This is a genomic window from Heyndrickxia shackletonii, assembly GCF_001420715.1.
Classification (GTDB): domain Bacteria; phylum Bacillota; class Bacilli; order Bacillales; family Bacillaceae_C; genus Margalitia; species Margalitia shackletonii.
Map to the genome: position 1 here is coordinate 469,032 of NZ_LJJC01000015.1, position 12,391 is coordinate 481,422.

The following is a 12,391-nucleotide window of genomic DNA, read 5'->3' on the forward strand; positions in this document are numbered from 1 at the left end:
ATGGATTTCGTGGTTGCAGGCTCGAGATAAAGGAAACACAGTGAGGTAGTTCACGTACTGATGTTGAGTTATCGTAGGGAGGAGACGGAGAAATCCACTAGCCAATAAGCGCTGAAGCTAAACAATGTAAAAAAGCAGCCAATTTTTTGATTTGGCTGCTTTTTTCATTATAAAAGGACATCCCGCCAACCTAATAAATAGGCTGAACGTCTTTCCCAACATCTTTTATCCACTCATACTGTCTTAATCTGACCTCGAACAATGTGATTGGATCCTTGTAACTTTCCGGATTTGCACGTAAATTTTGCAGTGTATCATTTTGACTTTGAATTTTTTCATATGTTTCTGCTATTATCTGTTCAAAAACGGATAATGGATGATGGAAGAACATGGATATGTCTCGATCCAATCCTTTTTCAAATAAGTCGAATTGCTGCAGGAATTTATTTGCAATAATAACAGCTACCTCATAGTAGTCTTCACTATCCACCATGCTTTTATATTTGTTATAAAGCATGGACCTGTTTTGCTTCATTCCGCCAAACAGCTTCCCGGCACCTGTTAATAATAGCTGAGTCGGAGTATTTTTTGATAAAATATTTATTTTTTCCAGACGTACCGCATTGGTCATTCTGTCGGCGTCACGGCTCCAATCGTCGATTACACGGAAATCAAATTCCAATTTTAAACGATCTTCCCCATATAGACGATTTAAACTTTCACACATTTCATCTAAATATTCCTTACATTGATTGAATTCACCATTAGTATTGGCAATCCATTTTTTCAAGAGCTCGTAATATTTAGGCAGAATATCATTGTGGAGATAGTCCTGCACACGATTATTCATTTCATCGTTCAGCTCACTGTGAAAATGACGGAAATCGCTGTCTTCTTTTATAAAGTCTGTGCAGCCTTTCAAAATGGTTGGAATGGTATTAATTACTTCATTCCTTATCTCCTCTTCCATCATTTGATATTCTGTTTGGATATGCTGAATTTTTTCCCCTTCCAGATCCTTCAGTTGATGGAGCGCTCCTGTTAACCTGCCGGCAATATCCTCATTCCAGCTGATGGAATTCACAATATCTGTTTCCATTTTTACCCGTCTTTCCAAAAGTTCCGTAATCAATTGACGAATCAAGAATAATAGTTTCTCTGTACGTCCTTGCTGAAGAGCTTCATGATCATTGTCAGCCTTTACAAATTCTGCCAATTGGTCTAATTGATCCCCGCTGTCATAGACGGAAGAGTACGGAAATACCTTCGCAGATGGAAAATATTCTGATAGACGCGACTCGGTTTCCTCGATAATTCGATTAGCCTCATGTTCACCATATATCGTATCAATTTTATTTAATACGAAATAAATCGGGAGACTTGGAGCAAATTTTTGTATTTGCAATAGGATGTCACATTCTTTATCTGTAAATGGTACACTTGCATTTAATACAAATATAAGGCTATCTGCTAACTGCAAATAATGGAAAAATTCGTTTCTTGTCTTTGCATTTCCTTGAAAACTTGGAGAATCAATAAAAGCTATCCCATTTTTATAGAAAAAGTCGCAAGGTAAACCAAATTCGATTACCTTTGTATGGAGCTGAGAAGCTGTTATTTGCTGAAAATCAGAAATATCCTCCACTCGTTTGATGGTTGTATCTGTAATCTCGTGAATATCTACTGCATCACTATCTTTAAAAACAACAATCGAGGAGGTAGATGGTTTCAAAATATTTTCGCCAAGAACGGAATTAATAAAGGATGATTTTCCATTTCCGGTTGGTCCCGCTATCATCAGATGCTGAACGTTACTATCCATCAATTGTTGAACCATCCATTTCATTTTTTGTCCAACTTCCAACTCATGACTTCTAGCCCATTCAGCTATAGAGTTATATAGCTTTAAACAATACGATAAAACATTATCAAGTTTTTCTGTATGACAAATATTGTACTCAGCATCACTGATTACTCCTAAATCTATGCTGGAAGGAAACATTTCACTCCATGCTAAAATGGCGGAAGCAGCAAAAATTTTGTCAGTTGCAACTGATACCCTTTGCCAATTTGTTAAATGGTCAGGAATAATAGTTGATATTTCTTTTATATAATAATTTCCTTCAATTAAATCAACATAAGCTTCTTTATATAAAGAAGAAATTACTGCATTTTTATGGATTTCCATTTCAGAAAGTACATGATTAAGCACCTTTAGCCACTCTAAATAACTATCTCCCTTTTTAAAGCTTTTCCAAAGGGATGCAACTGTTTGCTCAAAGCATTTTAGATCGACTTGGTGAACGGATTTAATGAAATCCTTGAAATACTCTGGCTTGTAGGTTTTTGTCCAACCTTTTTCCACATATTCACCCACGAATTGGAACCATTCTAAAGAGTCCGTACGCATCGCTTCATTTACTGCAAGCTCCACAGCATCCTGTACTTTTTCTTGCTCTTCATAAAACCTTCGAGCAATTTCTGTTACATTTGGATAGTCAGGATTTAATGAAACCACTTCCTTCAGTACTTTGTCCGCCTTGTCAATATTTCCTTGATCCATGTACAAAGAAAATAATTGCAGGGAAACCTCCGCATGAAGGGTTGGTGATGGTGATTCCGGTTGAATGGAAAGATATATTTCCTCCGCATCCTTAACTAAACCTAGCTCTAAATAAGCATCGGCCATATTTTTTCTAGCCCACGGCTGCAGTTCATTATGAATGTTTTCCCATTTAAAAATTGCTGCTTCAAAATCTTTATACTGAAAATACACTTCACCTTGGGCATATCGAATAAAAGAGAGGTCAGGAAGATCGTTTTGCTGTTCCAATAAATAAGCGTCTCCCAGAACCTGAATAGGATGTTTTCCCTCCTGCCCGTTCATATAGGTTACTTTGTAATACGTTTTGTTAATTAATTGTTCCTCTAATGTCATTTTTGAACCCCCGGTGTCATTAGTTAGGATTTTCATAGCAATTATTTGATTTTCACATCCTCGTTAAAATACCCCTATACATGTTAGATAGGGCAACTTTCCAAAAAAGCAAGCCATTCTAAAGTTGTATAAGGACAATATTACTAAGGTATTATGAAGCATCAAAGTATGAAAAGAGCCTTTATTTAAGTCTTAAATGCAAAAGAGTATTTATATAGACTTCTCCAATTCTATCTTATTATTGTAACAAAGTCCTATATGCGATAAATTTCATTTTCCTTTCAATTGTACTACAGAAATGTGTCGGTTTTATAACATTGTAGAAATCTGCTAGTTAAAGACTAATCTGGTTAAATTAAATTATCTGATAAAAAACTTATACTTTTTATTAAGGGGCACCGTTTCATTTTTGCTGAAACTTTCTTAATGTGAATACGTAAGTAAATGAGAACATAAGTGAGGTGTTTGATATGTTTATGACGGACTATTTGTCTGTGGTTATAGTTTACTTATTGGTTGTTTTATTTTTTATTTCCTTTGGATTATTCATCAGAAGACTTTTAAAGAATCATGAAATTAAAATGGAGCAGCTTCGGAGAATAGAGGAAAAACTGGATAAGATTTTGGTAAATCAGGAGAAGTGAAGAGCGGGACAAGGGACCTGCCCCTCCATCCCACTTATCTTTGATAGTTTAATTCCCAATGAATACCGTATTTGTCGGTTACTTTTCCATAAAGGGCATTCCAAAATGTATCTTGGAGTTCCATTGTCACTTTTCCTTCTTTTGATAGCTCATCATAAACCTTTCGCAACTCTTCTTCTCTATCAAAATCAAGCCCCATGATAATATTGGTTCCTTTTACAGGCTCGTTTCCAAAGATGTCATTAAAGTAAATAACATAATGTTCGTTTAAATGTAGTTCGGCATGAATGTATTTTCCCTCGTGCCCTTTAAACATTTCAACACCGTCTGCAAGCTGAACATTTTTAATTTCTCCATTTAGCACTTGAGCATAAAATTCAATTGCTTCCTTGCAATTTTCAATATTAAGGCGGGTATATACTTTTTTCATAAACAAACCTCCCCGTTTTTTTGAATTGGTATGTAAGCGGCAATTCCTGCTAAGAATTGTTATGGAAATTATATAGTTTTTTTATGTTGAAAACAAAGCATTCCTTTTATTATATTGAAAAAGGAGGGATGGACGAATGGAGAAAAAAGTGGCTGCTTTTATTTGTGCACAGGTGGATGATTGTATGATGAACAATCAAACGTCTTATGATATTGTGAAAATGAATATTGTGAATGGTACTATCAACGGATTCCATCAGTGGACGAATGGAAAACCTATTATTGCCGGTTATCATTTCTCTAAGCCAGAGGAATCAGGTTATTACTTATTATTTATAGATTGGCATCGAAATAACCGTTATTACTTGGTTATTTATCCACAAAACAAGTCTACGACTTTAGCAGAGATGCAGAATATTATCGAACAGGATGATGGTAAAGAGGTTATAACTTGGAAGTATAATCCACTGAAACGGGATGGGAAAAACCAAGAAAGAAAAGCCTATTTTAAACAACTTTTTGGTTCAACCCACATCCATATTCCTATTCCAACATCCCGTTATGAAGTGGAAACATTTTTTGATCAGCTAATATCATTATGCCAAAAAAGAATCAAGGCGGATCGAATAGTAGATGTTTTTAAGGAGTGAATAATATTCACAAATCTTTCCGATGATATTACGGCTACTAAATTTAACAAACTGCCAAACTTTGACAAGACTACGTACTGTGATGGTACAAATCATGGAAAAGATTTTTAATCTAATTTTATAAAATAAAAATTGGCGGGTTCGATTTACATATTAAGCAACATCGACCCGCTTTGATGGAAATCTTAATTCATTAAACCAATTTTTCTGCGTATTTCTTTCATAAATGGAATACTTTTTTGCCTTGCTTGTTCTGCACCGGACAACAGTATTTCATTTACCTTTTTTGGATTTGCCATTAGTTCATGATATTTTTCACGCGGTTCTTCTAAATAGGAATTCATGACATCAAATAGTTCTTTCTTAGCATCTCCCCAGCCGATTCCATTTGCATAGGCTTCTTTTAGCTTTTGGATTTTTTCAGGGGATGCAAATTCCTTATAAAGCTCGAATATAATCGATTGATTTGGATCCTTAGGCTCATTCGGCGGAGTAGAATCCGTTTTGATTTTTTTTATTAATTTATATAATGTATCAGCATCTTCAAACAAAGGAATGGTGTTGTTATAGCTCTTGCTCATTTTTCTGCCATCAAGCCCCGGCAAAACGGCTGTTTCTTCTTCCACTTTAAATTCAGGTAATGTGAATGTCTCTCCATAATTTTTATTAAAATATTCCGCGATATCACGTGCGATTTCTACATGCTGAATTTGGTCTTTTCCAACAGGGACAATATCTGTATGAAACATTAAGATGTCCGCAGCCATTAGAATTGGGTATGTGAAGAGCCCCATATTTACGCCGTCATCGCTTTCTTTGCCTGCTTGCTTATTTTGATCTACCAGCGATTTATAGGCATGGGCACGATTCATTAGTCCTTTTGGTGAAAAGCATGCTAATACCCATGAAAGCTCAAAAATCTCTGGAATATCAGATTGACGGTAAAAAATAACCTTCTCCGGATCAAGTCCGAGCGCTAACCATGCGGATGCCACACCTGTAGATAGTTTTTGCATTTCCTCTGCATTTTGCGTTTTCGTTAAACCATGGTAGTCTGCAACAAAATAAATCGGCTGATAATCTGGATTTAATGCCAATTGCAATGCTGGCTTAATTGCCCCGATATAATTTCCTAAATGAATCTTTCCCGTTGGTTTTACGCCTGTTAATACTGTCTTCATTATATATCCTCCTATCTTTTCAAAACACAAAAAGGGCCCCCCTATCCTAAAAAGGACGGGAAGCCCGTGGTGCCACCTTAATTCGCTTACCTTCTAAAGTAAGCGCACTTTACCGCACGGAAATATTATTTCGATGCGTTGTCTCTTTTAACGGTAAGACCGATCCGCCCAACCTACTATTATTTCAGTTAGGAAGCTCAGAAGCCCATTCAGCAAAAGTCACACACTGATTTTCACCAGCCATCAGCTCTCTTAAGTGTTTCTCAAGCTTACTCTTCTTCATCATTGCTCTACATTATACTAATTATTATATAGAATAAATTTGTAAATTACAATACCTCTCCATTCGCATCTACCAAGTCATTGCAATGTTGAATAAGAAAGGATAAAAAGTTTACTGCATCCGAAATTCTTTCTTCGTTGGATTGGTAGCTGCTTACCTCGGATTTTTCACGAATTCTGATTGCTTCTTGGATAATATTATTCCATTCTTTCGGAAGGTGGTTCAGTGCATATTTGCCGGCCCCTAGTTTTGAAATAATTTCATGCTCTTTTATCGTGTAAAATTGCCTTAACACTCCAAGAACAGCCCATTCAATTTCCGCTTCAATGAGCTCGTCTGGAATCGCGGAGAAATCAAAAGTTCTATAATTCCTCACTCGATTTTTCCAATAAGAATTCATGTTAGCATGAACATACTTAATGAAGTCCTCTGGCTCTACGCCAATTTTCAGCTGATCAATAGCAGGGCCAATAATTCTAATTCCAGAATGTTTTAAAACCCACCATGTAATAGGGTTTTGATTAAAAGCACCAGTTGCATGCATTATTCCGCCATTGTAAAAGGGAGTAGAGCCCGTTTCTGTATTCTTACCGATTTCATTCAGCTGGAGATACATACCATCTAATTCCGGTTTCGGATACCTCATTGCAATTATTTGATGAATTTTTTCTAATGTTTGAATTTCCTCTTGCAATAATGGACGTTTGGTTATCGTTAAAAAATCTACATCACTGGAATCATCAAAGGCATTCAGCGCGATGGAACCATGGAGATAGACTCCCTCTATCGTGTTAGGCAGTTTTTCATAAAGCAGTTCAGCGTAATCCTTTATCAAGTTGTTTACGATTATCGGTATCATAGAACCTCCTTCATAGGATTTATTTCATAATAGTAATGAATCATTCTGTTATCCATTGTAAAACCTGATTTTTCATATAGGTTAATCGCTGAGGTGGGATTATTGGCATCTACGGATAAGCGAATCTGCTGGATATTATGTGCCACCATTCTCTTGATCACCTCATGAAGCAATGCTTTTCCAATCCCTTGCCCTTGATAAGATGGACGAACAGCTAACGTAGAAATGACGGCATGCTGTGGTTCTTCTTCTCGTCCACAAATGAAGCCAATGGGATCATTATTTTCATTCTTGCAAAGAATATAGTAATCTGGTGAAAATTCTAAACTATTAAATTCGTAGATAACATTTTCCGGATTCATCCCGTCGTTATTTTTTCGCCATGAGAAGGCTTCATTGTCTATCTTGGCCCAGTCCTTAGCATCTCTATGTGTTGGAGTAAAAAAATGATACCCATTTGGCAAAATAGGTTGTTTTGGAGCTGAATTGGATTTTGTCCATTTATAAGAATACAGGTCCGTATTCTTCTCCAATCCAAATTTCTCTGCTAACTCGTTCTGACCGGCCTGATTCACTGTAACCATTTGATTATAAATAATTTTCTTTTTTTCCTGCGCCGCACGCTGGTTTAAATATTTTAACGTATTCTTAAGGAGCAAAGAACCAATCCCTTTTCTTCTATGCTGATGATGGACGGTTCCATAGCTATACACATTAATATACTCATCACTTCTTACAAAACATAAAGATTGATAGGCAATAACTTGGTCCCCATTCCATCCAACAAATGTATTTTCCCTGATTTCCTCTCCAGGCTCGTCTAAAAACTGGTTGAATTCTTCGATCGTTGTAGTTGCTTTTGTTTGAAGATGTTCGGCATTTTCATTTAGCAGTTGAACGATTTTATCAGTATCTTCGTTTTGAAATAACCTAATGCTTGTGGCAGTCATTCATCATTCATCTCTCTCGGTCTATAAATTTTAGAATATACTGATATTCTAGCGTACTTGTTTATTCATTTCTATAATTCTCCAGTTTATTTATTTGTTCCCTGTTTTTAAGTTAATGTGACCCTTAGGCTAGTTTATGTGACCTCTTTTCTCCTGAATGGGACCCCTTCTCCTTTTAATGTTCCCTATTCATTTTTTCGCTCCCTGTTGCGAAATTCATGCTACCCTTTTACTAGTTTATGTGACCCTTTTTCTTCTGAATGAGACCGCTCTCCTTTTTATGTTCCCCGTTCATTTTTCCGCTCCCTGTTTCGAAATTAATCCTGCCTTTTCCCTCGTTTATGTGACCAGTTCACAATTTGTATGTACCCCTTTAATTATTTTTTCACGACTTTTTTTATTGTTCCGACGCACTATCTTCTCGTATAATTTCTTTAACAGTTGAACACAAAGGGTGGGAAGGCATGAAGATATCATCAGAGTGGATTCGAATGGATGATCAGACAGAAGTTTATTTAAAAAAATGGGAAGCAGAAGATGTAATCCCCAAAGCCATTATCCATATATCACACGGAATGGCGGAACATATTGAAAGATATGATGAATTTGCCAGTTTTTTAGTTTCTAATGGAATTTTTGTATTTGGCAATGATCATCGCGGACATGGTCAAACGGGGGAACGGGCGGGGCTTCATGGATATTTCACTGATGAAGATGGTTTTGAGCGGGTGGTGGATGATCTTTATGAGATTAATAAGGTAATACAAAAAGAATATCCAGGCACACCGATATTCTTGTTCGGGCATAGCATGGGATCTTTTTTGGCAAGAAGGTATATACAAAAATATGCAGATTCTATTAACGGTGTTATTATTTCAGGAACAGGCGGCAATGCTGGGTTGCTTGGGAAAGTCGGAAAGAGCATTGCTAAAAGGGAGATGCGGAAAAACGGTCCGAAAACACCAAGCCCACTCATGAATCGGTTAACATTCGGGAACTACAACAGAAATATTGAACAACCGAAAACGGAGTTTGACTGGTTAAGTAATGATCCTCACCAAGTAGAAAAATATATGAAGGATCCTTATTGCGGGTTCGTTTGCAGTGCCGGATTTTTCTATGATCTTCTTACTGGGATGGAAAGGATTCATCAGAACCAGCTTATTCAATTTATTCCCAAGGATTTGCCAATGTTTATTTTTAGCGGAGAGGAAGATCCGGTTGGCAGAAGATCAAAAGGGGTCCTGAAAGTTATTGATCAGTATAAACGAAATGGATTGAGAAATATTGATAGTGTTTTTTTTAAAGAAGGCAGGCATGAGATGTTAAATGAGATTAATAGGCAGGATGTGTTTAATGCCGTATATAATTGGATTTTAAGACAATTGAGGTTTTTAAAATAAAACGGCAATCAACCATTTGATTGCCGTTCTTTTTCATTATTTCTTTTTACGAAGTGATGCTATAAGAGCAACTACCGCAATAACTAAAGCCACAATAGAAAGAATAATTGGTGTTGAATTAGATTCTTCTGATTCTGTTTTTGAAGTGTCTTCTTTTACCTTATTGTCAGCGTGATGATTATTTGCAGTTGCCCCACTTACATTTGGTTGAGCTGTTGTAATAGATGTAATGGAGTGTGGTGTGTCGGATTTTTCATCTCCAGTCCACTCTACAATTGACCCGTCTTTATAATATTGATAAGCATCCCATGCTGCACTTCCCTCTTTATCAGGGTTTTTCGCAACAAAGTTGAATTGTTGAAATTGGCCAGGTTGAATCCCATCTCCAGTTGCTTCCCATGTGACCATTGTTACTTTTCCAGATGTGTCTTTCTTTGTTGTAACTTTCCACTCTGGTACGGGCTGATATTCTTGGAACTCTACCCCATTTGGAATTTTCAAGGTTACTTTTGTAGTTGGAATTTCTTTTTCAACCGGAATTTTAATCGTATACGTTTCCCAAGCACCTGGTGCAGAAACATTTGGTTTTACCGTAACATGCGCACTTGCTATGCCAGCGAATAAAAATAAGCCGGCGATTGTTGGCAAAGTGACTTTGGTTAATTTTTTGATAAATTTTTTCATTTTCTTTTCTCCTTTACTGACTCCCCGCTGTAATGGTAAAGTCTGCATCAATATTTTGTAGTGAATCCGTTAAACCGTGAACATGAATTTTCCAGCGCCCTGCCATACTTAGAACTCCAGTTACCGGCTTATTCTCTTGCAGATCGTTACGATTAAATTGGACTTTGTTTTCCCCCATATCCATATCAAGACATATTAGGGATAACGATACTTGATCAAGATTTTGGACCTGTTTCCCTTTTCGAAGAATATCAACCTTGAACTCATTTTTACCTATTTTATTTGGCGTAATATGAAGAGTGATGGAATATCCATCCTTTGTGACTGTCGTTTGTTGTACATCCCCTGGTGCAGCAAGTCCTGTCGGTAAGTTGGTTAGGAACGCTGCAAGAATGAAGACAATGACACCTACGCCAAATTCAATCCATATGGATGGTCCCAATGCTTTCTTTTTGCTTTTTCCTCTTAAAAAGTTAAAAAGTGCGAATCCTATCATGAATAATAAAAGAACAATCTTCGCGATAATGATTTGACCATACGATGTATGGAAAAGAGCATTAAATGTCGGGATAAATTGAAAGCTTTCATACATTCCCGTTGCTACGATAATGGCGACAAATGCTGCACCCCAATACGAATATTGTTGGATAGAGGACCAATAAGATGTTTCATCCTCTTTTTTTCGAAGAAGGAAAATAATCGCTAATAAACTTCCTATCCAAAGTGCTGCTGCAGCCATATGCAGAAAATCTATTGTTATCCCAATTGATTGATATTTAAAGGTCGTTGCATGTCCTATAAAGGATTTCGAAACTAAGATGGCAAACAGCGCTATGATTCCTGCATATGCCATTTGTTTTTTTCCTTTAGAATGGATGAATAAATAGGTAATGAAAGATAAAATAATCATTAGTCCTATTTGTACCAGCCATATATGGCCAAATTTTGTATCTTTAATGGTTTCCATTAACAAGGAAAAATGAATGGCGTTTGTCCATGATAACCCGGAGTCTATCGTAGTCTGAAGCGGAAGACTTAGCACAATACTTAGGAACAATCCCCAGATAGAATAACGCAAAATTCGGTAGACCTTGTTGGAAAAGTACAATGATTTTCCCTTATAAACAAATAAAGAGAAAAAGAGAACACCGACAAATAATGAACAACTAATATAAAATAACCAGCGAATGACGATCATATCCGCATGTGGCGTATAACCGGATGTAGCAGCGGCAGCTTGCCCGACACTTTTTCCCGCATTGCCAATTTGGAATGGTATTGTTCCATTAACGGGATGTCCATCACTTGAAATAATATTCCATTGAATGGTGTAGGTACCGTCCCCTAAGTTGGATTTCAAATTTCCTTCTAGAATCGTTTTGTTCTTTTTATTGATATGGGCATCGTTCCGATCCACTCTTTTACCCGTTTGATCCAATACCTTTAGTGACCGAAAGGCAGGCTGGATTTCCTCATCAAATTGAATACTGACTTTTGAAGGTGATTTTTCCAACACTTCGTCTTCTGCTGGTGTGGATTTTACGATATAGGCATGTGCAGATGATGTATGCGGTAAAGATATTAATAGGATTGATACAAATAAGAACCAAGTAAAAAATTTATTTATTTTCATCAATTGTTCCCCCCAATATTATTCCAACTTATGAAGAACAATGATCCGAATGCGGATTCTTCATCCGTCTTTTCAATTCCGAAATTGCCTCTTCAAAGGTAAAAATGGAACCTCCAAAGCCCTTTTGAAACTGTTCTATTTGTTTGTAAGATTCAAATACAATGGCTTGTGGTTTGCAGCAATTCATATGAAAATCAGCACCGATTAGGTAATAGGCGATTTTTGCACTAATGGTCGTCCCGCTTAAAAAGTCCTTACAAATGATTTGTGAAACCTGGTCTTCAATATCCGAGTACCGAAGTAGGCCACAGTGTGGACAACAGTTATGTTCAATAGTTTGATCTATTTTAATTAATTGCACACTATGTCTGGTGTTTGCATCTTTATAACAGTATGTACAATTTTGCGAGAGGATAGGTGATGTTTGAATAAATGAAATACCACGAGATGTCTTTAATATTTTATTTTGATCAATTAGCGGCTTAATATCTCGATAGATTGTCATTTCCGATACATCAAGCCTTTTACTTAGTTCAGACACTGTAACTGTTTTTTCCTTCTCCAGCCATTTTAATATTTGCTGTTGTCTTTCTGCGGGTAACATTTAAAAACCTCCTATATCGGTTCTTCCTATACACTACTTGTTTCCAATTGGAATATCAACCTATTATATGTGACTATTTGTGAAAAAATGTTGTATTTTTTCAGACGAAATAGTGACGAAAACAGTAAGGCAG

11 protein-coding genes and 1 other annotated feature are annotated in these 12,391 nt (G+C 36.5%); of the genes, 3 read left to right on the forward strand and 8 right to left on the reverse strand.

Going from position 1 to position 12,391, the window contains the following annotated elements:
* Positions 1-190 precede the first annotated feature (190 nt).
* Complete coding sequence (locus AN964_RS24020; RefSeq protein WP_055742304.1) at positions 191-2,938, reverse strand: dynamin family protein; 2,748 nt, start codon at positions 2,936-2,938, stop codon at positions 191-193.
* Between the two features lie 476 nt (positions 2,939-3,414).
* Here AN964_RS24020 and AN964_RS25870 point away from each other — a divergent pair, with 476 nt between their 5' ends.
* The gene (locus AN964_RS25870) at positions 3,415-3,582 is read left to right on the forward strand and encodes a DUF4083 family protein (RefSeq protein WP_235950465.1); all 168 of its coding nucleotides are present in this window, start codon (positions 3,415-3,417) and stop codon (positions 3,580-3,582) included.
* Positions 3,583-3,616: 34 nt separating this feature from the next.
* On the opposite strand, the gene AN964_RS24025 is transcribed toward AN964_RS25870, so the two are convergent.
* Complete coding sequence (locus AN964_RS24025; protein WP_055742305.1) at positions 3,617-4,012, reverse strand: VOC family protein; 396 nt, start codon at positions 4,010-4,012, stop codon at positions 3,617-3,619.
* A 136-nt stretch (positions 4,013-4,148) separates the two neighbouring features.
* On the opposite strand from AN964_RS24025, the gene AN964_RS24030 reads away from it, so the two are divergent.
* Positions 4,149-4,661, forward strand: coding sequence for a hypothetical protein (locus AN964_RS24030; RefSeq protein WP_055742306.1), 513 nt, complete (start codon positions 4,149-4,151; stop codon positions 4,659-4,661).
* Between the two features lie 185 nt (positions 4,662-4,846).
* Here AN964_RS24030 and AN964_RS24035 read toward each other — a convergent pair whose 3' ends face one another.
* The 3 genes from AN964_RS24035 to AN964_RS24045 all read right to left on the reverse strand — a co-directional run bounded on the left by AN964_RS24035 (position 4,847) and on the right by AN964_RS24045 (position 7,934).
* Complete coding sequence (locus AN964_RS24035; protein WP_055742307.1) at positions 4,847-5,842, reverse strand: tryptophan--tRNA ligase; 996 nt, start codon at positions 5,840-5,842, stop codon at positions 4,847-4,849.
* Between the two features lie 48 nt (positions 5,843-5,890).
* Positions 5,891-6,137: a binding site (T-box leader), on the reverse strand.
* Between the two features lie 34 nt (positions 6,138-6,171).
* The gene (locus AN964_RS24040; RefSeq protein WP_055742308.1) at positions 6,172-6,984 is read right to left on the reverse strand and encodes a nucleotidyltransferase domain-containing protein; all 813 of its coding nucleotides are present in this window, start codon (positions 6,982-6,984) and stop codon (positions 6,172-6,174) included.
* A complete protein-coding gene (locus AN964_RS24045) occupies positions 6,981-7,934 on the reverse strand; it encodes a GNAT family N-acetyltransferase (RefSeq protein ID WP_055742309.1) in 954 nt (317 codons plus the stop codon). Before AN964_RS24045 ends, AN964_RS24040 begins: the two co-directional genes overlap by 4 nt.
* Positions 7,935-8,398: 464 nt before the next feature.
* Between AN964_RS24045 and AN964_RS24050 the strand changes: the two genes are divergently transcribed.
* Entirely contained in the window at positions 8,399-9,337 is a 939-nt protein-coding gene (locus tag AN964_RS24050; RefSeq protein WP_055742310.1) for an alpha/beta hydrolase, read from the forward strand.
* A gap of 36 nt (positions 9,338-9,373) precedes the next feature.
* Here the strand turns inward: AN964_RS24050 and AN964_RS24055 are convergent, their stop codons facing one another.
* The 3 genes from AN964_RS24055 to AN964_RS24065 are packed head-to-tail and all read right to left on the reverse strand — an operon-like array spanning position 9,374 to position 12,258.
* Positions 9,374-10,021, reverse strand: coding sequence for a YcnI family copper-binding membrane protein (locus tag AN964_RS24055; protein WP_055742311.1), 648 nt, complete (start codon positions 10,019-10,021; stop codon positions 9,374-9,376).
* A gap of 13 nt (positions 10,022-10,034) precedes the next feature.
* Positions 10,035-11,654, reverse strand: a complete 1,620-nt coding sequence (locus tag AN964_RS24060; protein ID WP_055742312.1) for a copper resistance CopC/CopD family protein — start codon at positions 11,652-11,654, stop codon at positions 10,035-10,037.
* Positions 11,655-11,682: 28 nt separating this feature from the next.
* A complete protein-coding gene (locus AN964_RS24065) occupies positions 11,683-12,258 on the reverse strand; it encodes a DeoR family transcriptional regulator (RefSeq protein ID WP_055742313.1) in 576 nt (191 codons plus the stop codon).
* Positions 12,259-12,391: the final 133 nt, after the last annotated feature.

Coding starts and splice junctions, on each gene's coding strand:
- AN964_RS24020 (WP_055742304.1), bottom strand. CDS start 2,938: ATGACATTAGAGGAACAATTAATTAACAAAACGTATTACAAAGTAACC.
- AN964_RS25870 (WP_235950465.1), top strand. CDS start 3,415: ATGACGGACTATTTGTCTGTGGTTATAGTTTACTTATTGGTTGTTTTA.
- AN964_RS24025 (WP_055742305.1), bottom strand. CDS start 4,012: ATGAAAAAAGTATATACCCGCCTTAATATTGAAAATTGCAAGGAAGCA.
- AN964_RS24030 (WP_055742306.1), top strand. CDS start 4,149: ATGGAGAAAAAAGTGGCTGCTTTTATTTGTGCACAGGTGGATGATTGT.
- AN964_RS24035 (WP_055742307.1), bottom strand. CDS start 5,842: ATGAAGACAGTATTAACAGGCGTAAAACCAACGGGAAAGATTCATTTA.
- AN964_RS24040 (WP_055742308.1), bottom strand. CDS start 6,984: ATGATACCGATAATCGTAAACAACTTGATAAAGGATTACGCTGAACTG.
- AN964_RS24045 (WP_055742309.1), bottom strand. CDS start 7,934: ATGACTGCCACAAGCATTAGGTTATTTCAAAACGAAGATACTGATAAA.
- AN964_RS24050 (WP_055742310.1), top strand. CDS start 8,399: ATGAAGATATCATCAGAGTGGATTCGAATGGATGATCAGACAGAAGTT.
- AN964_RS24055 (WP_055742311.1), bottom strand. CDS start 10,021: ATGAAAAAATTTATCAAAAAATTAACCAAAGTCACTTTGCCAACAATC.
- AN964_RS24060 (WP_055742312.1), bottom strand. CDS start 11,654: ATGAAAATAAATAAATTTTTTACTTGGTTCTTATTTGTATCAATCCTA.
- AN964_RS24065 (WP_055742313.1), bottom strand. CDS start 12,258: ATGTTACCCGCAGAAAGACAACAGCAAATATTAAAATGGCTGGAGAAG.